17 protein-coding genes and 2 pseudogenes are annotated in these 18,167 nt (G+C 61.0%); 6 read left to right on the top strand and 13 right to left on the bottom strand.

Annotated elements, in window-relative coordinates; all coding sequences use genetic code 11:
• Positions 1–445 precede the first annotated feature (445 nt).
• The 6 genes and pseudogenes from PQ467_RS19590 to PQ467_RS19565 form a co-directional block, all read right to left on the bottom strand.
• Positions 446–1,639, bottom strand: coding sequence for an IS91 family transposase (locus PQ467_RS19590; protein WP_274177214.1), 1,194 nt, complete (start codon positions 1,637–1,639; stop codon positions 446–448).
• A gap of 4 nt (positions 1,640–1,643) precedes the next feature.
• Positions 1,644–2,096, bottom strand: a pseudogene (locus PQ467_RS19585) (tyrosine-type recombinase/integrase); the annotation flags it as partial.
• Between the two features lie 87 nt (positions 2,097–2,183).
• Complete coding sequence (gene tnpC, locus PQ467_RS19580; protein ID WP_274177213.1) at positions 2,184–3,785, bottom strand: IS66 family transposase; 1,602 nt, start codon at positions 3,783–3,785, stop codon at positions 2,184–2,186.
• Between the two features lie 41 nt (positions 3,786–3,826).
• Positions 3,827–4,180 carry an IS66 family insertion sequence element accessory protein TnpB gene (gene tnpB, locus PQ467_RS19575; protein ID WP_274177212.1) on the bottom strand — a complete coding sequence of 118 codons (354 nt, stop codon included), beginning with the start codon at positions 4,178–4,180 and terminating at the stop codon, positions 3,827–3,829.
• Positions 4,164–4,565 carry an IS66-like element accessory protein TnpA gene (gene tnpA, locus PQ467_RS19570; RefSeq protein ID WP_274177211.1) on the bottom strand — a complete coding sequence of 134 codons (402 nt, stop codon included), beginning with the start codon at positions 4,563–4,565 and terminating at the stop codon, positions 4,164–4,166. The genes tnpB and tnpA overlap by 17 nt, the downstream gene beginning before the upstream one ends.
• Positions 4,566–4,641: 76 nt before the next feature.
• Positions 4,642–5,109: pseudogene (locus PQ467_RS19565) on the bottom strand (tyrosine-type recombinase/integrase); the annotation flags it as partial.
• A 429-nt stretch (positions 5,110–5,538) separates the two neighbouring features.
• Here PQ467_RS19565 and PQ467_RS19560 point away from each other — a divergent pair.
• The 3 genes from PQ467_RS19560 (at position 5,539) to PQ467_RS19550 (ending at position 7,799) form a co-directional block, all read left to right on the top strand.
• Complete coding sequence (locus PQ467_RS19560) at positions 5,539–5,775, top strand: hypothetical protein (protein WP_274177210.1); 237 nt, start codon at positions 5,539–5,541, stop codon at positions 5,773–5,775.
• A 448-nt stretch (positions 5,776–6,223) separates the two neighbouring features.
• Positions 6,224–6,472: a helix-turn-helix domain-containing protein gene (locus PQ467_RS19555; RefSeq protein WP_274177209.1), complete on the top strand. Its 249-nt coding sequence runs from the start codon at positions 6,224–6,226 to the stop codon at positions 6,470–6,472.
• 1 nt (position 6,473) lies between these two features.
• Positions 6,474–7,799 (top strand): type II toxin-antitoxin system HipA family toxin, encoded by a 1,326-nt coding sequence (locus PQ467_RS19550; RefSeq protein ID WP_274177208.1) that lies wholly within the window; start codon positions 6,474–6,476, stop codon positions 7,797–7,799.
• 96 nt (positions 7,800–7,895) lie between these two features.
• Here the strand turns inward: PQ467_RS19550 and PQ467_RS19545 are convergent, their stop codons facing one another.
• Complete coding sequence (locus PQ467_RS19545) at positions 7,896–9,296, bottom strand: tyrosine-type recombinase/integrase (protein WP_274177207.1); 1,401 nt, start codon at positions 9,294–9,296, stop codon at positions 7,896–7,898.
• Between the two features lie 397 nt (positions 9,297–9,693).
• Here PQ467_RS19545 and PQ467_RS19540 point away from each other — a divergent pair, with 397 nt between their 5' ends.
• A complete protein-coding gene (locus tag PQ467_RS19540) occupies positions 9,694–11,151 on the top strand; it encodes a DUF1800 domain-containing protein (protein WP_274177206.1) in 1,458 nt (485 codons plus the stop codon).
• Positions 11,152–11,171: 20 nt separating this feature from the next.
• A complete protein-coding gene (locus PQ467_RS19535; protein ID WP_274177205.1) occupies positions 11,172–12,395 on the top strand; it encodes a DUF1501 domain-containing protein in 1,224 nt (407 codons plus the stop codon).
• Here the strand turns inward: PQ467_RS19535 and PQ467_RS19530 are convergent.
• A complete protein-coding gene (locus PQ467_RS19530; RefSeq protein ID WP_274177204.1) occupies positions 12,392–13,084 on the bottom strand; it encodes a helix-turn-helix transcriptional regulator in 693 nt (230 codons plus the stop codon). The two genes, PQ467_RS19535 and PQ467_RS19530, sit on opposite strands and share 4 nt — an antisense overlap.
• A 76-nt stretch (positions 13,085–13,160) precedes the next feature.
• Here PQ467_RS19530 and PQ467_RS19525 point away from each other — a divergent pair, with 76 nt between their 5' ends.
• Positions 13,161–13,784 carry a glutathione S-transferase family protein gene (locus tag PQ467_RS19525; protein WP_274177203.1) on the top strand — a complete coding sequence of 208 codons (624 nt, stop codon included), beginning with the start codon at positions 13,161–13,163 and terminating at the stop codon, positions 13,782–13,784.
• A gap of 16 nt (positions 13,785–13,800) precedes the next feature.
• Here the strand turns inward: PQ467_RS19525 and PQ467_RS19520 are convergent, their stop codons facing one another.
• Genes PQ467_RS19520 through PQ467_RS19500 form a run of 5 tightly spaced genes read right to left on the bottom strand, consistent with a single transcriptional unit; the run spans position 13,801 to position 18,156 of the window.
• The gene (locus tag PQ467_RS19520; RefSeq protein ID WP_274177202.1) at positions 13,801–14,568 is read right to left on the bottom strand and encodes an alpha/beta fold hydrolase; all 768 of its coding nucleotides are present in this window, start codon (positions 14,566–14,568) and stop codon (positions 13,801–13,803) included.
• An 11-nt stretch (positions 14,569–14,579) separates the two neighbouring features.
• The gene (gene benD / locus PQ467_RS19515) at positions 14,580–15,332 is read right to left on the bottom strand and encodes a benzoate diol dehydrogenase BenD (protein ID WP_443193039.1); all 753 of its coding nucleotides are present in this window, start codon (positions 15,330–15,332) and stop codon (positions 14,580–14,582) included.
• A gap of 43 nt (positions 15,333–15,375) precedes the next feature.
• A complete protein-coding gene (gene benB / locus PQ467_RS19510) occupies positions 15,376–15,882 on the bottom strand; it encodes a benzoate 1,2-dioxygenase small subunit (protein ID WP_274177200.1) in 507 nt (168 codons plus the stop codon).
• A complete protein-coding gene (locus PQ467_RS19505) occupies positions 15,879–17,228 on the bottom strand; it encodes an SRPBCC family protein (protein ID WP_274177199.1) in 1,350 nt (449 codons plus the stop codon). Before PQ467_RS19505 ends, benB begins: the two co-directional genes overlap by 4 nt.
• A gap of 13 nt (positions 17,229–17,241) precedes the next feature.
• The gene (locus tag PQ467_RS19500; RefSeq protein ID WP_274177198.1) at positions 17,242–18,156 is read right to left on the bottom strand and encodes a dioxygenase family protein; all 915 of its coding nucleotides are present in this window, start codon (positions 18,154–18,156) and stop codon (positions 17,242–17,244) included.
• Between the last annotated feature and the right edge of the window lie 11 nt (positions 18,157–18,167).

Below are 18,167 nucleotides of genomic sequence, written 5' to 3'. Positions count from 1 at the left end.
CCTATTGCGAGCGTGAAGATGGGCAGTCCCGCAAGGCCAAAGATTCATATTGAGGTAACCTCAGTGAAGTTGTGCGCATGATCGCCGACCGGCTCATTTCATTCGAAAGCCGACGTTTAGCCGATTGCACAGGAAGGGCGGCTTTGTCGAAGGGTTTCGGGCGCCGGCAGGCGTACGAAAGTCTTACAAGTACGACCCGCGGGGGGACAGGCGATTAGCTATGGGAATTTCGGGTTGGCGCCGTTGGCCTGAATAGCGCGACCGTTGGTATTGTACGATGTGCAGCGACCAAATGGCGGATATTCTGTCCAGAGTACGCAGCCTAACCGGTGTATGTTGCTGCCTTTGTGCTTGGCTATAACCGTATGACTGGCGTTGAGCGCATGCGCCTTGGTTTCCTGCCACGCCGTTTTGGCAGGATGGATGATAAGCAGGCCATGCCGGATCATGGCGCGTTCTCCCGGGCGGGCCGTGCCGATGATGGCGGTGCGCGTGGTTGGCACCAGCGGGCGAAGTCCTCAATGATGGTCATGTGCCCGCCGCAGCACGGGCATGGCGGGCGGTGATCAGGTGGCTCGTCGGGTTCGGGCTCTTCGATCGGCGCAGCAGCTCCAAGCAGCCTGCGGGCGAGCGCCATGGCGTCCTTGTGCGTTGAACTGGCGAGCAGGCCATAGTGCCGGATGCGGTGGAAGCCACGCGGCAGGACGTGGGTCAGGAAGCGGCGGATGAACTCGTCGGTGGCCAGCGTCGTGACCTGCTGGCGCTGGTCCCCGTCGCGGCGATAATCCTTGTACCGGAACGTCACGCCGGTCTCGTCGAAGGCAATGAGGCGCCGGTTCGAGATGGCAACGCGGTGGGTGTAGCGCGAGAGATAGGCCAGCACGGCCTGCGGCGCGGCGAAGGGCGGCTTGGCATAGACCACCCAGCGCTTCTTCCGGATGGGCGACAGATACCTCAGGAACGCCTTGCGTGTCGCCAGGCTCGCCAAGGTGCTGAAGAAAGCCAGCTTGCCAGCATCGAACAACGCCAAGAGGCGCGTAAGGAACAGCCGACGGAACAACGCGCCCAGCACGCGCACCGGCAGCAGGAAGGCAGGGCGTGACGATATCCACCGCGTACCGTCGAGCGTAATGCCACCGCCGGGCACGATCATGTGCACATGCGGGTGATGGGTCAGCGCCGATCCCCATGTGTGCAGCACGGCGGTGATGCCGACCCGCGCGCCGAGGTGCTTGGGATCGGCGGCGATGGTCAGCATCGTGTCCGCGGCGGCGCGGAACAGCAGGTCATAGACCGCCGCCTTGTTCTGCCACGCAATGTCCGCGATCTCGGTAGGCACCGTGAACACGACGTGGAAGTAACCGACCGGCAATAGATCGGCCCCGCGCGCGGCCAGCCAGGTGCGCGCCGCCGCGCCCTGGCACTTGGGACAGTGCCGGTTGCGGCATGAGTTGTAGGCGATCCGCCAGTGCCCACAGTCGTCGCAGGCCTCGACGTGGCCGCCCAGCGCGGAGGTGCGGCAGTTCTCAATCGCCGTCATGACCTTGAGTTGGCCGAGGCTCAGATGCCCGGCATGGGCCGCCCGATAGGCGGGCCCGGCGCTACGGAAGATATCGGCGACCTCGAGCGAGGCGCGCACCGGCTCAGCCGGGAGGAGCCACCTGCGCCTCGAGCAGCGTCGTCAACTTGTCCAGCGGACTGATGACCGCGCGCACCGTTCGAGTTGCGACCGTGGTGTAGAAAGCGGTGGTCTCGAGGTTCGCATGCCCGAGCAGTGCCTGGATGATCCGAATATCGACGCCGTCTTCCAGCAGATGCGTGGCGAAGCTGTGTCGCAGGGTGTGAGGGCCAACCCGCTTCTTGATACCCGCGGACTCGGCAGCATCGACAACGATGCGATGGAGCTGTCGAGTACTAAGCGGCTTAAGATAATGTATGCCCGGGAACAGCCAGCCATCGGCGTGCATGACGCCCTGCTTGCGGCCAACCGTCCACCACTCGCGTAAAAGGGCAAGAAGGTCAGCGGGCAGGAGCGCATTGCGATAGCGCCCGCCTTTACCACGCTCCACTCGCAGGAGCATGCGCTTGCTGTGTAAGCGCGCATTTCATAGCGCGCGGATCACGCTGGTGGGCGGGGATCATAAATGACGCAGGGGAGCATGGCGCGGAACGCGGGTGGCGCTTCAGGCTTGTTTCTTGAAGTTGAATGGCAGCAGGTCGTCGATATCGGCGCCGTGTGGGCGCTGGGGCAGCTGTGTGAGCACATGGCGTAGCCAGGCGAGAGGCTCGACGCCACAGGCGCGGCAAGTCAACATCAGGCTGTAGATGACGGCGCTGGCCCGTGCTCCGTCCGGGGTATCACAGAAAAGCCAGGATTTTCTGCCTGTTGCAAATATCCTGATGTCGCGTTCGAGAAGATTGTTGTCGATCGGCATTCTGCCGTCTTGGGCATAGCGCATCAGATACCCCCACTGGTTGAGGGTGTAGGAGACCGCATCGCCAAGCTTGGTGTCGGGCACGACCTTGGGTGCGATGGCTTCGAGCCACGCTTTGAGGGCATTGAGGACCGGGACGCTATGTTTCTGGCGGAAGCGACGCATGGTGTCGGCCTGCGTTTCTCCCTCGACGGGTATTTCGTCCCGGGCCTGCCTTTCGATCCGGTAGAGCTGATCGAAGAACTTGAGGGCTTGTGCGGGCGTCCCGCCCGGTTTCTTTCTCGCCTTGAGGGCGTCGGCAAAGCGCCGTCTCGCGTGAGCCATGCATCCCAGATGGGTGGCGCCTTTCAATGTGCGCCAGGCCGAGTACCCGTCACTCATCAGGATGCCGCGATAGTCGCCAAGGAAGGTCTGCGGATATTCCTGCCCACGACCGGGCTGATAGTCGAACAGCACGATTGGCTGCTGGCTGTCCTCGCCGCTGCGGTACGCCCACATATACGAAGTGCTGGTAGGGGCCTTGTCTTCTTCCTTCAGAACCTGAACCGTCGTCTCATCGCCATGGATGACATCCTGAGACTGGAGGCGCAGCTTCAGGGCGTCATAGATGCGATACAGGTGCCTCTGGCTTGAACCAATCACCCAATGGCCCAGAGCTCCACGGCTGACCGGCACGCCCGCACGCTCGAAGGTTTGCGCCAGACGATAGAGGGGTGTGCCGTCTACGTATTTATGAACAAGGGCGAAGGCCAGCGTCGAGGCCGTGGCAATGCTGCCCGGCAAGGGCTGTGCGGGCATCGGGGCAAGGATGATCGGCGTCGTGATCCCGGTGCGGTCGCAATGGCGGCATGCATATTTGGCGCGGACATTCTGCAGAACCGTGGCTTTTACCTCGACGTGAAGCTGCTCGGTAACGACCTCGCCCATGCGATGCATCCGGCCGCTGCAGCACGGACAGACCTGCTGGTCCTCGGCAAGGTCATACTCGACGCGTTGGCGCGGCAGGTTGGCGGGCAGCGGCTTGCGACCGCGCTTTTTGCCTGCGGGCTTTTGCGTCTCCGGCAATTCCGTATCGGGAAGATCGGCCGCGTCCGGCTCATCGATATCGTCGTGATCTTCGCCTGCATCACCCTCATGGGAGGCCTGCTCGGCTTCGTTGAAGATACGATCCATGTGCTTTTCGCTGCGTGGCGCAAAGCGGTGCAGCCGCGCCAGCGCCAGTTCCTCCTCAAGCTTCAGGATGCGCCGTGCAAGGGCGTCTTTCTCGGCCTCCAATGTCGCGATCTCGGCGGCTTTGGTCGCCAGAAGCGCCATCAATTCCGCAACAGTGGGAGCGCCAGCTTGATCCATCACAGTCTTGAATCGAAAGCCCCCTCCCGCGTCAACAGCCTTTAGCCAACAAACTGATATTGCCGCACCGGATGAGGGACCATCGCGTCGATATCGATCCCGTCCAGCAGCCATCGCAATTGCTCGGCGGTGAGCGCCACCACCGTTTCCGCACGTCGGGGCCACCGGAACTTATCTTCCGTCAGCGCCTTCAACACCAGGACAAAGCCGGACCGCTCAAAGAACAGGAGCTTCATCCGGGTCCGACGCCGGTTGCAGAAGGCGAACGCCGCGCGCTCGAACGGATTAAGGCCCATCGATTGCTCGACCAGGATCGCAAGACTGTTGATCCCACAGCGGAAATCGATCGGATCCCGGTGGAGATAGACGCGCAGATTTTCAGCGAGCCGGAACATTGCAACGCCCCAGCACTTCGATGAACACAGATAGGGCGTGTGCATCCGCATTGGCCAGCTCAAGCAGAACGCCATTGCGCAGCGATGCCTTCAATTGCAGGCGTGCCGGTGATGTGACTTCAACAACCGGTACGAAAGCTGACGGCCCGCAGGCTGGCACATTCTTCGGTGCCCGCACACCCTGTCGGTCCCGAAGCACTTTGACCCAGTTGCGCAACTGGTTGGCATTCACCCCATGCTCCAGTGCAAGCCTTGCAATCGAGACCCCCGGTTCAAGGGCTGCTGCGATTAAACGCTCCTTCCAGATCGGATCATACCGACGCTTCCCATTGCGAGAAATACTGACCACTCCGGGCCGCCCCGAAATCCCACTATCCAATGTCATTGTGTCCACGATCTCCTCGTGGACACAATCAATCATGCCGATGTCAGTGAACAGGTGCTGCGCTTTGCGCGCTTACCTTGCTGTCGACATCGCGGACCTTCAGCATCGTCACTTCGGCGGCGCGCAAGCCAGCGCCATAAGCAACGGACAGTGCGGCCTTGTGCTTCAGGCAGTTGGTCGCACCGAGCAGAAGTACGACTTCGTCGCGGCTGAGGACAACGGGCAATGCGCGAGGGTTCTTGACCGTATAAAGCTTGCGGGACAGATCGGGACGATCAATGGTGTGCGTGAAAAAGAAACGCAGCGCAGAAACGATGCTGTTCATGGTCGGGATCCCTATGCCCGCCTCGCGCTGTTCGACCTGGAATTGCCGGAGATCTTCTACGGTCGCAGTATCGGGAGGACGCCCAAGATATGTGGCGAACCTCGCGACATGCCGCACGTAATCGAACTGGGTCTTCCGCGTGAACCGGCGCATGTTCATGTCTTCGATCATGCGCTGACGCAGCGAAGTGACGGGGGCATCAGACAGAACATTGGTCATGATACGACTCCTTGGTTGAAAGGAGCCACAATCGTCTGCCTACCTGGACCAGACCTCAACTTAGACCCAGACCGCCGATCACTGGCCAGACCTCAAGGTAAGCACCACTCCCGCGCCAGCGGGTTCGTACTTGTCCCAGGCCCAGTCTTTCGGCAGCACTGCTGCCAGCGTAAATGTAAGTCAGGTTTCGACGCCCCGACCATGAGCCCTGAACGACCGGTATGGCGGCGAATCATTCAGTCAGAGAGGCGACCTCCGGATAAATGATTTATGCGCTCATTTTTGGATTTATGACGTCCAGTAATGTCGCGGCTATCCAATCTTTTCGTTTGGTCAGCATATTATGCTCCTTGCCACCTTTTTGCTGTGAGCGTAAAACAATATCGCTTCATGATACCCGCGAGGTTTCCGGAAACGGAGGCCTAATCCATGTTTAGAGCACTTTTCCGCTTTGATCTGATGACATACGGTTTTTTGATTTGCCACGCTTTTGGTGAATCTGGTGTTGTCTGCATTAATGCCGTGGCCGTAGTTGAGCGAAAGCTCGGCAAGATGCTCAATCATAACCCGATGAATCTGGTGAGGGGGCTCATTCCGGCTCCGATCACGTTCGCGGCTTTCCTCGCAAGCGACTATGGGTTCGCGAAACGAGGATGCTGGTCGTGAAGATTGGTACTCGTGCCACGATCAGGCATCTTGCCCATGATGGAGTATCAGGGACGGAATTCATAACTGCGGATGAATTTGCTCTTCTCGCACGATTGTCACGCCGTCAAATTGATCGGCTTCGTAAGCGTCGTTTGCCCGGTTTTCCGAGGGAATATGATCTTGGCAGTGGCCTGAGCAAGTTTCACACCTGCCCAAGATTCCGTCGGGCAGAGGTTGAGCGTTGGTTGGATTCCCGATCACTTTGGTAGCTTGCTTGCGCTTGTATAAGCGAGGTTGACGGATGGTCGGTCTACATTGGAAGCAGATCCATTGTCTACGGCGCGATGCCCCGCAAGGTTTAGGGTGCGATTATACCCTTAAAGGGATATCGTAAAAGTACACCCTGTAGGGTATATTGATATTTTATACCTTTGGGGGTATGTCTCGTGATCGATGGAGGTTTCCCATGGATCAGATTGTGCGACTGCCCAATCAGCTCGGCGCGCTCATTCGGAGCGTACGACTAGGGCGCAACATGACTCAGCAACAACTGGCAAGCCTGATCGGCAAGCAGCAAAAGACCATTTCGGCCATTGAAAACGGCAATGACGGAACCAAGCTCGATACGCTGCTCCAGGTGATCGCGGTGCTTGACCTCGATCTCCAGATCATACCGCGCCGAAAAGATGGCAAAGATATAGCGGACGTTTTCTGACATGGCGCGCAGAAAAGCCCATGTTCCGCTGGACGTGCTGATCAATGGCCGTTGCATTGGCCGTCTGGAAAAGACGGCCAATGGCGCGATCAGTTTTCAATATGCGACAAGCTGGCTCGAATGGGAGCATCGCTTCGCTGTGTCGCTGTCGCTGCCTTTGGTCCCTAACGCCTATCGCGGTGCTGAAGTTGCCGCAGTGTTCGACAATCTGCTCCCGGATCGCGATGTCGTTCGCCGCCGCGTGGCTGAACGTATGGGGTCGCAAGGAACAGACTTCTATAGCCTTCTCGAAGCCATCGGGCGCGATTGCGTCGGCGCGATGCAATTTCGGCCAGAGAGTGGACAGGTCGACGATCTGACCATCAGGGGCGAAGCGGTCAGCGATTCGGACATTGAAGCGATGCTTGCCGATCTCGCTCAGACGCCGCTCGGACTGGACCGGGATCGCGAATTCCGCATTTCGGTGGCGGGCGCGCAGGAGAAAACCGCATTGCTGCGTTTGGACGGGCGCTGGCTTCGCCCGATGGGAAGCACCCCGACGACGCATATTCTCAAGCCGCAGCTAGGTCAGGTACCGACATCAGATGGCATGATAGACATGTCCGACAGCGTGGATAATGAGCATTATTGCATGAAGGTCATGGAGGCGTTTGGCCTCAAGGTGGCTCAGACGCAGATCGCGTCGTTTGGTGCGCGCCGCGTGCTGGTGGTCGAGAGATTTGATCGCCAATGGCGCAACGCTCAACACATTATCAGGTTGCCGCAGGAAGATGGCTGTCAGGCGCTCGGTATCCCGCCTACGCTCAAGTATCAAAGTGATGGTGGCCCCGGCATGCGCGACATTTTGGGATTGCTGAAAGGCGCGGATGACGCGCAGTCCGATCAGATCGCCTTCTTCAAAAGCCAGATTGTATTCTGGCTGATCGGAGCAACTGACGGCCACGCGAAAAATTTCAGTATCTTTCTGAAGCCGGGGGGGCGTTACAGCTTGACCCCATTCTATGATGTTCTGTCGGCGCAGCCAGCCTTTGATAAAGGACAGATTGCCCAGAATAAATTCCGTCTGGCGATGTCAGCGGGCAGGAACCGCCATTACCGGATCGCCGAAGTGATGGGGCGGCATTTTGTGCAGACGGGCAAGGCAACTGGTCTTGGCACTGTCACCATGCGCGACGCGATCGCGGAATTGCTCGATCGCGCTGCCTATGCAACTGATGCTGCACTGGCGCAGATGCCGCATGACTTTGCGCAGAACATCCATGAAAGTGTTGCCGCTGCAATTGCCAGACGCCTGCCGCATCTTGCGAGCGCCCTTGAAGAGCTTTGAGCAACGACATGCGAGGCTTACGGCATATCCAGGAGAAGGTGCGCAGGAAGTCTGCATTATCCTGCGCGTCGCGTTCCTACCGTTATCGTCAGGACTTCAGTCTGGTCTGTGCCCTTTTCCCAGCATCTGGGGAAATGTGATTCTGGCGTTGGTTCGGGAAGATTGCCCATCTGCGCGAGATTTGGCGGCATCGAAATTATACGATGGCGCGCCACCTGCCCCTTTCGCTACCCTCACCGTAAAGGAATAGCCAATCGAAGCCTGTGCGTCTGGCACGCCTAGTGCCGCAGCGACCCCCACGCGCTTTGCAATGGAAGCGACTTCCTCCTCCCATTTCAGAAACCAGTTTCGCTTTTCGTCTTCCATCTCATAAAGGTCATAGGTCCTTTCCATGCCCTTTTTGACGTGATTGAGCATGGCTTCGGCCGTCTCGAAATCGACCTTGAGCCGCTTTGTATTGGAGCGCGCTGTCCGCCGGAAATCATGGGGTGTGAAACGCTCGATCGGGTGTCCGGCCAGCTTTTCCATACGGGTAAGCACCCGGTCACGGCATTTGTACCAGACCGAATTGTTGCGAGGTCCGTCGATGGTGAGGGCCGGAAATACCCAATCGTGATTCGTCTGCATGAGGGAACGTCCCCAAGGCCCGAGCGCGATTTTATGTTCGAAGGAGTTTTTTGCGCGCGCTGACGGAATGATCCACACTCCGTTGACGATCTCGTCGCTTCTGGCTCTCGCCATTTCGGAAATGCGCGCGGCTGACAGGAGGCAGAGCAACATACCTCGCTGAAAATCATGCTCTTCCTCGACCAGAGCCTGAAGGAACCATTCGAGTTCGAGATGGCTGAGTTTGCGGGTTCGCGCTTTTTCTGGAAAACGCAGGTCGCCCAAGCGCTTTGACGGATCCGTCTCCAGCCCAACTTCAAGCCCGCGCAAGGAAGCCGCCCAGCCGAAAATAACCTTCAGTTCGGCGGCCAAGCGATTGGCCCTGACCTTGGCGGTCTTGCCCTTGGCTTCCACCAGATTGATGAGATCCCTTTCGGTGACTTCATAGATGTTGCGGCTGCCAAGCGCGGGGCCGATGTCGTGGTTGTAGACATCCATCTTGTCCTTGATGGTTCGCGGCTTGTTGATCCGCTTTGCGCGCGATGACCGCCCTTCATGAACAGCGATCATGTAGAGGCCATGTGCTTTGGCCACGGTCATTTCGTTGCGCGCTTTCTCAGCGCGCTGGACGGCGCGTGGGTCGATACCGGCTTCAGTCTGGGTGTTGAGCTCCCGTGCCCATTCACGGGCCTCCGCCATGGATTGGGCGGGAAAGAGGCCGCCGAAGATCGTGGCGACGACTTTCTGACGCGCGACCTGCCGTCGGTAGCGCCAGCGCTTCTTGCCGGACTTGAGAACTTCGATCGCCAGACCCGGGGTCATGGGATCTGCGAGGCTGCCCTCGCAAAGGGCGTCAATCATGGCAGGTGAGAAGGTGATTTTTTTGGCCATAGTTCCGATTCCATCGGCGTTTGGCGCACATAAAATCATGGCAGAAATCATGGCAGAATAGGCGTCCAGCCCAGTCGGGCCGGGTCTTGCCATGTCTAGCCAATTTTCTGAGGTTTCTGCCGTAAAGCATTGCGTCAAAGCCGAATCATGAGAACTCGACTGGCTGGGGTGGGAGGATTCGAACCTCCGCATGGCGGTACCAAAAACCGGCATTTCATCACTGGCTCGGCGTGCAATATTCCCGATACTACGCTGCCTTGCCTCCTTGACTGACGATTTTTGCCATCAGCCATGGCGTTGTGGAATTTGTCCACGCCGCCAGGGGCGCAGGTTCATCGCGGGGTCATCAAACCTGCGGCACAAGGGTGACGGGATAGGTCAACCGAGGGCTGCCACGATGCGCCGCTTGCTGGGTTTGCATATAGTGATGCCGCTGCTGATTGCGGCCCCTGCGCAGGCGGGGGACAATACGCTGGCCGTGACGAACCGCGCTACGTGGGGCCTTGCCGAATGGCCCGTTGGCGGATCGGCGGCCCTGCCCCCCGCCGTGCAGGCGCGGATCGACGCGATGCGGATCAGCCGCGAACCCATGCCGCAATTGGTGGCCGACATGGACGCGCAAAACCGCGCCGCCAATCAGACCCCGGACCCGACCCAGCGCGAGGCGGCCAAAAAGGACTGGCAGCAGGCGATGAACGCGCTGGCGCGTGAGGCGGCCACCCGATCGTTGCTGCGCGACCTCTATTCGCCCGATCAGATGCGCGAACAGATGGCATGGTTCTGGTTCAACCAGTTCAACGTCCATGCGCAAAAGCGCGATATCCGCGCCATGGTGGGCGATTACGAGGATGTCATCCGCGCCCATTCGCTGGGCCGCTTTCGCGATCTGCTGGAGGCGACTTTGCGCCATCCGGCGATGCTCCGCTATCTGGATAATGACCAGAACGCGGTGGGCCATATCAACGAGAATTACGCCCGCGAAATCATGGAACTGCACACGATGGGCGTGGGTTCCGGCTATAGCCAGAAGGATGTGCAGGAACTCGCGCGGATCCTGACCGGGGTAGGGGTGCGGTTGAACCCGGACATGCCGCGGCTGAAACCGGAATGGCAGGGGCTTTATCTGCGCGATGGCCTGTTCGAGTTTAACCCCGCGCGCCATGATTTCGGCCCTAAGCATTTCATGGGCCACACAATCCATGGTTCTGGTTATGCCGAGATTACTCAGGCGCTCGACCTGATTGCCGACAATCCGGCCACCGCGCGGCGCCTTTCCACCCGGATCGCCACCTATTTCATGGGCGACCGTCCGCCCGCCGCCGTCATTGATCGCATGACCGCTGCATGGCGCCAATCGGGAGGCGATATCGCCACGGTGCTCAACGCCATGACCGCCACCTCCGCCTATGCCGCCTCGCTGGGCCATGCGTTCAAGGATCCGGTGCATTATGTCGTCTCGGCGGTGCGCTATGCCTATGGCGCGGGGCAGGACGGGGTTGTGGTGACCAACCTTGATCCCATGCTCAACTGGCTCAAACGCATGGGTGAGGAGCTTTACGATCATCAGACGCCCGACGGCTATCCGCTGGGGGCTTCGGCATGGACCGGGCCGGGGCAGATGGAGGTACGGTTTGAAATCGCCAAATCCATCGGCAATGGCTCGGCAGGCCTGTTGCGCCCGCTCGATCCGGCGACGCCCTATCAGGCCGCCCCGCCCAATCTGCGCAATGCGCTGTGGACGGGCGGGGTGGAACGGACCATCTCGTCCCAGACCCGCGCCGTGCTGGATCAGGCCGCCAGCCCGCAGGAATGGAACATGCTCTTTCTGGCCTCGCCCGATTTCATGCGCCGATAATGGATGATCGGAGACAGACGATGACCCTGTTTGACCGCCGTGACCTGATCCGCTCCGCCGCGTTCGGCCTGCCGCTGATGATGGCGGGCGGGCGCGCCTTTGCCGCGCCGGGGGCGGCCAACAACCGACTGCTGGTGGTGTTTTTGCGCGGGGCTTATGATGCGGTAAACGTCATTGTGCCGGGGGGCAGCGATTTCTATCACGAGGCGCGACCCACCATTGCCCTGCCTCGCCCCGATCCGGCCAATCCCGATGCGCCTTTGCCGCTCGATGCGGACTGGGCGCTGCACCCGGCGCTGCGCGAGAGCATCCTGCCGCTCTGGCAGGCGCGTCAAATCGCCTTTGTCCCCTTTGCGGGCACCGATGACATGAGCCGCAGCCATTTCGAGACGCAGGACAGCATCGAACTGGGCCAGAATATTGGCGGGCAGCGCAATTACCAATCCGGCTTTATGGGGCGTCTGGCGGCGGTTCTGGGGGCGGACAAGCCGATTGCCTTTACCGACCAATTGCCGCTCTGTTTTCGCGGCGGGCCTGTCGTGCCCAATATCGCGCTGGGCAATGCGGCATCGAAACCCTCCATCGACACACGCCAGACCGAGTTGATCAAGGCCATGTATCGCGGCCAGCACGAGGGGGGCGTCGATCTGGAAGCCGCCATCGGTCAGGGCTTTGCCGTGCGCGACACGGTGTTTCAATCCATCCGGGGAGAAATGGAGGCGGCCGGGCGCGGCGCGATCACCGCCAAGGGTTTTGAATTATCGGCCCGCCGCATCGGTCGCCTGATGCGCGATCAGTATAACCTTGCCTTTGTCGATGTCGGCGGGTGGGACACCCATGTCAACCAAGGCGGGGCGCAGGGCAATCTGGCCAATCGCATCGGTGAACTGGGCCGGGCGCTGGCCGGATTTGTCGAGGCGATCGGGCCGGAGGACTGGCGCAATACGACCGTGGTCGTCATGTCCGAATTTGGCCGCACGTTCCGCGAAAATGGCGACAAGGGCACTGATCATGGTCATGGCAGCATCTATTGGGTGCTGGGCGGATCGGTGGCAGGCGGGCGGATGGCGGGGCCGCAGGTTAAACTGGCACCCGACACGCTCAATCAGGGGCGCGACTTGCCGGTGCTGACCGATTATCGGGGGCTGATCGGCGGCTTGTTGGCGCGGCAATATGGGCTGTCGGCGCGGCAGTTGGGCATTGTCTTTCCCGGTGCGGTGATCAGCGACCTGCAATTGATCTAGCGCTTTCGCTGCTGCTCCATGTGACGCTTCCAGCGCATTTTCAATTCGCCGGGGCGCTGGCCATGGGGCTCGTCCAGAAATTGCGCGGAGACGATGCGGTCGGCGCGGAAATGGCGGAAATCCTGCCGCATCTCGCACCATGCGGCCAGCATACGGGCGGTCTCGAAATAGCCCAGGATCACCGGCCAGACCACGCGCTGGCTGACCGCGCCCTTTTCATCGCGATAGGACAGCGCGATCTTGCGCCCCTCGCGGATCCAAAGGCGGGTGCGGGCAAGGTCTATGCCGTCGGGCGGCGTATCGGACCATGACGGCACGCCGGTGGAGGGATGAACAAGGAAGGGGCGCAGTTTTTCCGGCACCACCGAGGTGATCTTGGCAATCAGATCGCGCGCCGCCGCCGCCAGCGCCGGATCGCCGCGCCCGGCCACCCATTGTGCGCCAAGCACCGCCGCCTCGATCTCTTCCGGCGTCAGCATCAGCGGGGGCATGTCGAAACTGTCGTCGAGGATATAGCCGAAACCCGCCTCTCCGCGCACGGGCACGCGCTGGCCGATAAGATCGGCAATGTCGCGATAGACGGTGCGGGGCGAGACTTCGAGTTCCTGTGCAATGTCCAGCGCGGTGATCGGGCGCGAGGAGCGGCGCAGGATCTGGATAATCTGAAACAATCGGTCGGCGCGGCGCATGGGGCTTCTCCCTCCTGACATAATGCTGTCAGTAGGGGTGGCGCACAAGGGGCTATCGGATCAACAGGAGGTTTTCATGATCACGCTCTATCACGCCCCGCAATCGCGTTCCTCGCGCATCATCTGGCTGCTGGAGGAATTGGGCGCGACCTATACCATCCATCCGGTGTCGATTTTTCGCCCGATGACCGGGGATGGCCATCCCGATCCCGCCAACCCGCATCCCGATCAGCGCGTGCCCGCGATTGAGCATGACGATGGGCTGATCACGGAATCGGTCGGGATTGCGCTTTATCTGGGTGATGCCTTGCCCGGCGCAGGTCTTGCCCCGGCGGTCGGCAGCGCATGGCGCGGGGCCTATTGCACATGGCTGGCGTGGTATGCCTGCGAGATGGAACCGGCTATGTTTGCCGCCATGGCCGGCGCGCTGGCCGCGTCACCGGCAAAGCAGCGCGATTATGACGCCGTGGTGCGCCGTCTGGAAACGGCGCTGAGCCATCGCGATTATGTGCTGAGCGATGGTTTCAGCATTGCCGATCTGTTGATTGCCAGCGCGCTCAACTTCGGCCGCAAGGCCTTCCCGGCCAGCGCCCTGATCGACGATTATGTGGCGCGTTGCCACGCACGGCCCGCTGCCGTCCGGGCGCGGGCGCTGGATGATGCGGCGGGGCTTCAGCATTATCGCGAGGCGATGGCATAGTTTCGCATGGCGCCCATCAGGCCAGAAACGAGAGCAAAGCCTCGGCCAGAGCCTTGGGCGCCTCAAGCGGGGCAAGGTGGGCGGCCGTCAGCGAGCGGTGCGTCGCGCCCGGAATATGGCTCAGCAGATAATCGCCATGCCCGGCCAGAGGCGTCGATGTATCGCGCGTGCCCGTAATGACCAGCGTGGGACAGGCGATGCCCGCGATGCGCCCGGAAAGGTTCATGTCGCGGATGGCCGCGCCGCATCCGGCATAACCTTGCGCCTCCATCGTCAGCAACTGGTGGCGCACGCTTTCATAAATCGCGGGCGCCGCCGCATCGGACAGGAAGCGCCCCATCGCCAGACCGGCAATCGCGGCCATGCCCTCGGCGCGGACTTTGGCGATGCGGTCGCTCCACGATGCCGCATCCATCGTGGCCGAGGTGCAGATCAGCGCCAGATGGATGACCCTTTCAGGCGCACGCAGGGCCAGTTCCATGCCGATCATCCCGCCCAGCGAGACGCCCGCCAGCGCAAAACGCGCCAGCCCCGCCGCATTGGCCACCGCCAGCACATCGTCCGCCAGCATCGCCAGTGAATAATCGCCCGGCGGGGCGCTGGACGCTCCATGCCCCCGCGCATCCATGCGCAGCAGCACGAAATCTTCGCGCAGGAAAGGCAAAACCCCATCCCACAGATCCATATCCGTGCCGATGGAATTGAGCAGCACCAGCGCGGGGCCATCGTCGCGGCCATCGCGCTTCCAATAGATCCGCGCGCCCGCGATATCGGTAAATGGCATGATGAACTCCTTCAGCCCAGATCGCCGCCCGCCACAGGCAGGACCGATCCGGTGATATAGCTGGCCTCATCCGAGGCAAGGAAGAGGATCGGGGCGATCTGCTCCTCCAGCGTGCCATAGCGCTTCATGAAGGCCGATTGCGTGACCTGTTCGACGGCCTGTGCCATCCATGCCTGTTCCTGCGCATTGTCGCCCTGCGGGTTGCGCGGCGTGCGGCGCGGGGGCGCCTTCGTCCCGCCGGGCGCGGTAGCCACCACACGGATGCCGCCTTGCGCATATTCCATGGCCAGCGCCTGCGTCATGGCATTGATCCCGCCCTTGGCCGCCGAATAGGGCACGCGGTGAATGCCCCGCGTGGCATTGGAGGAGATATTGACGATCACGCCTGCCCCCTGCGCCAGCATCGCGGGCAAGGCGGCATGGCAGGCGTAGAGCGTGGGCATCAGCGAGCGGCGGATCTCGGCGTCGATCTGTTCGGGCGCGAATTCGGCAAAGGGGCGCATGCGGATCGCCCCGCCGACATTGTTGACCAGAATGTCGATCCGGCCAAACGCCTCAATCGCCGCCGCCATGGCATGGGCCGCGCCTTCATGGGTTTCCAGATCGCATTGGACCGAGATCGCCTTGCCGCCCGCTGCGATGATGGCCTCCTCGACCTCGGTGACAAAGGGCGCGCGGTCCACCAGAACGACCTGCGCGCCTTCGGCCGCCGCGCGGGTGGCGACGCCCGCGCCGATGCCCTGCGCCGCGCCGGTCACCACCATCACCTTGCCCGCGAAACGTCCCTCAAAGATCACAGCTTGCTCCTCAGACGTGGTAGATGTCGATGACCTGATGAATGTAATCGTCCTTCAAAACGATCTTTTTCTTCAGGATTTTCGGTTCCGCCCCGCTGGTGTCCAGCGTCAGGAAGGTGGTGCCGAAAAACTGGGCGGTGCGCTGATAGCGATGGCTGAGCGTATGCCAGTTGTAGCGCAGATCCAGCGCGCCATCGGCAACCGCCAAAAGCTCGACATTAGCGATGAAATGGGCGGTGCGCGCCTCGGGCGTGCTGGCCGAGGAGCGCTCGGTGTGCAGGCGATAGACCCGGTCCTCCAGCCCTTTGCGGTTGGCGTAATAGATCAGCGAGATCTCCCGCTGCGGATCGCTGGTCAGACTGTCATCATCGGTCCATGCCGGCATCCAGTATTCGACATTGTCGGCATAGCATTCCAGCCACGCGTCAAAGTCTCGGTCGTCGAGCAGGCGCGCCTCGCGGTAGAGGAAGGCGCAGATGTCGGCATGGGACAGGGTTTGTGCGATGGCGATGGTCATTGCGCCGCCTCCATGAGTCCATGGCCTTCGCGCGTCAGGCCCTCGATCATGACCTGCGCCCAATATTCATGCTGGCGCACAAACAGGCCCTCATCCTCGCTGCGCTCGCTCGACAGCAGGGGGTTCATGCCCATTGCGACGGCATTGGCGTCCGGCCCGGCGATCCAGCGTTTGGCCCCGCGGCTCAGGTCGTTCCACAGGCCGCCCGCGCCCTCATAGGCCGATTGGCAAGAGCGGAATTCCTCCAGATCGTCGGGTGTGCCCATGCCGGACACGTTGAAGAAATCCTCATATTGCCGGATGCGATGGGCGCGATCTTCGGGGCTTTCGCCGCGCGGGGCATAGCAATAGATCGTGACCTCGGTGGTATGAACGTCGATCGGGCGCACCACGCGGATCTGGGTGGAGAACTGATCCATCAGGAACACATTGGGATAGAGCGCCAGATTGCGCGTCTGCTCCAGAATGAAGCGAGCCCGATCCGCGCCCAGCCTTTGTTCAAGCTGGTCCTTGTGTTGCCATACCGGGCGCACCTCGGGGTTCAGCACCTGGGTCCAGAGCAGGATATGGCCATGTTCGAAACCATAGACCCCGCTGGCCGGAGCCTTGGACCAGCCATTGGCATCGACCGCCTTGGTGCCGCCTTCGGCGCGGCGGCTCATGGTGGACTGATAGTTTTCATGAACCGAGCTGACGTGATAGCCGTCACAGCCATTCTCCATCTGCATCTTCCAGTTGCCATCAAACGTATAGGTGGAATTGCCGGTCAGCACCTCCAGCCCCTCGGGCGCCTGATCGACCATCTGGTCGATGATCACCTTGGCCTCGCCCAGATGGTCCGCCAGCGGCAGGACATCATGGTTGAGCGAGCCGAAGATGAAGCCGCGATAGCTTTCCACCCGCACGCGGGTCAGATCATGCGAGCCGTCATTGTCAAAGCTGACTGGATAGGCCCCGCTGCTGGCGTCCTTGGCGCGCAGCAGCGTGCCATCGGTCTTGAAGCTCCAGCCGTGGAAAGGGCAGACGTAGAGGGGCTGATTGCCCCGCTTGCGGCGGCACAGTTTGGCGCCGCGATGCGCGCAGGCATTGACCACGCAGTTCAGAGCGCCATCCTTGGCCCGGTTCAGGATCACCGGGGTGCGCCCGATCCAGAGGCTGAGATAATCGTGTTTGTTCTCGATCTGGCTTTCATGGGCCAGATAGACCCAATTGCTCTCGAAGATATATTTCATCTCCAGTTCGAACAATTCCGGGTCGGTGAAAACATCGCGCCGACAACGGAAGATGCCGTTTGCCGGATCATCCACCACCGCGCCCGCAATGCGCCGGATCAGGCCATCCTCCATTGTCCCTCTCCCCTCAGGCGTTTTCGACCGCAGGCTGGGCCTCGGCCCGGCTGCGCGAAGAGAAGCCTTCGTCACCGGCATCAGCGGCGCGCTGAAGCTGGAAATCGAAGGCGATATAGGCCGCACCGCCCTGACGGTTGGGCACCGGCAGCAGGCCCTCGCGCGTGCCAAAAGCAAAATCGTCGGCGGCAAAAGGATCGTCGGCGAAGTTGATCTGCGTGGTCAGCGTGCGATAGCCGGACGCCTCGATAAAGAAATGCACATGGGCGGGGCGATTGCCATGGCGGCCCAGCGCCTGCATCAGCCGGTCGGTCGCGCCCTGCGGGGGCACGGAATAGCCGCTGGGCATTTTCGAATGGAACGCATATTTGCCATCCGCGCCCAGCTTGATCCGGCGGCGGTTGTTGAACGGCGTCTGTTCACCGGTCGGGTCGAAATGCGAATACCAGCCCTGCGAATTGGCGTGCCAGACATGCAGGATGGCGTTCTGGACCGGCTCGCCATCCGGGCCGGTAACGGTGCCGTTCATATGCAAGACCTGCGTGCCTTCGTCGGGATCGGTGCTCAGGTTGACATTGCCCTCGACCAGCGGGGCGCCCGCGACATAGAGCGGGCCTTCGATGGTGCGCGGCGTGCCGCCCGTCAGGCCCGCTTCGGCATCCTTGGCGTCCATATAAAGGTCGAGGAAATGCTCCAGCCCCACGCCCGGCACGATCAGGCCAATCTCGCCCGCACCATCGGTCAGATACTTCATCGCCAGCCAGAATTCGCTCTCCGAAATGTCATGGCGCACGATCAACTCCATCGCCGATTGCAGCATATCGCGCATAATGGCTTTGAGGCGCGGGCTGCCGCCGCTGTCGTTCACACCCGCGGCGCGGTCGAGCAATTGCTGGATTTCGGGGGTTTTTACGAAGCTAACGTCCATCTTATACTCTC

The sequence above is a fragment of the Novosphingobium sp. KACC 22771 genome, from assembly GCF_028736195.1.
Taxonomy (GTDB): domain Bacteria; phylum Pseudomonadota; class Alphaproteobacteria; order Sphingomonadales; family Sphingomonadaceae; genus Novosphingobium.
This window is presented reverse-complemented; position numbering and strand designations above follow the sequence as displayed.

Bases quoted from the DNA above. Each gene is read 5' to 3' on its own strand.
- PQ467_RS19520 (WP_274177202.1), bottom strand. From the start codon at position 14,568: ATGCCATTTACCGATATCGCGGGCGCGCGGATCTATTGGAAGCGCGAT.
- PQ467_RS19530 (WP_274177204.1), bottom strand. From the start codon at position 13,084: ATGCGCCGCGCCGACCGATTGTTTCAGATTATCCAGATCCTGCGCCGC.
- PQ467_RS19505 (WP_274177199.1), bottom strand. From the start codon at position 17,228: ATGGAGGATGGCCTGATCCGGCGCATTGCGGGCGCGGTGGTGGATGAT.
- tnpC (WP_274177213.1), bottom strand. From the start codon at position 3,785: ATGGATCAAGCTGGCGCTCCCACTGTTGCGGAATTGATGGCGCTTCTG.
- PQ467_RS19555 (WP_274177209.1), top strand. From the start codon at position 6,224: ATGGATCAGATTGTGCGACTGCCCAATCAGCTCGGCGCGCTCATTCGG.
- PQ467_RS19500 (WP_274177198.1), bottom strand. From the start codon at position 18,156: ATGGACGTTAGCTTCGTAAAAACCCCCGAAATCCAGCAATTGCTCGAC.
- tnpB (WP_274177212.1), bottom strand. From the start codon at position 4,180: ATGTTCCGGCTCGCTGAAAATCTGCGCGTCTATCTCCACCGGGATCCG.
- PQ467_RS19540 (WP_274177206.1), top strand. From the start codon at position 9,694: ATGCGCCGCTTGCTGGGTTTGCATATAGTGATGCCGCTGCTGATTGCG.
- PQ467_RS19535 (WP_274177205.1), top strand. From the start codon at position 11,172: ATGACCCTGTTTGACCGCCGTGACCTGATCCGCTCCGCCGCGTTCGGC.
- benB (WP_274177200.1), bottom strand. From the start codon at position 15,882: ATGACCATCGCCATCGCACAAACCCTGTCCCATGCCGACATCTGCGCC.
- benD (WP_443193039.1), bottom strand. From the start codon at position 15,332: ATGGTGGTGACCGGCGCGGCGCAGGGCATCGGCGCGGGCGTCGCCACC.
- PQ467_RS19525 (WP_274177203.1), top strand. From the start codon at position 13,161: ATGATCACGCTCTATCACGCCCCGCAATCGCGTTCCTCGCGCATCATC.
- PQ467_RS19560 (WP_274177210.1), top strand. From the start codon at position 5,539: ATGTTTAGAGCACTTTTCCGCTTTGATCTGATGACATACGGTTTTTTG.
- tnpA (WP_274177211.1), bottom strand. From the start codon at position 4,565: ATGACATTGGATAGTGGGATTTCGGGGCGGCCCGGAGTGGTCAGTATT.
- PQ467_RS19550 (WP_274177208.1), top strand. From the start codon at position 6,474: ATGGCGCGCAGAAAAGCCCATGTTCCGCTGGACGTGCTGATCAATGGC.
- PQ467_RS19545 (WP_274177207.1), bottom strand. From the start codon at position 9,296: ATGGCCAAAAAAATCACCTTCTCACCTGCCATGATTGACGCCCTTTGC.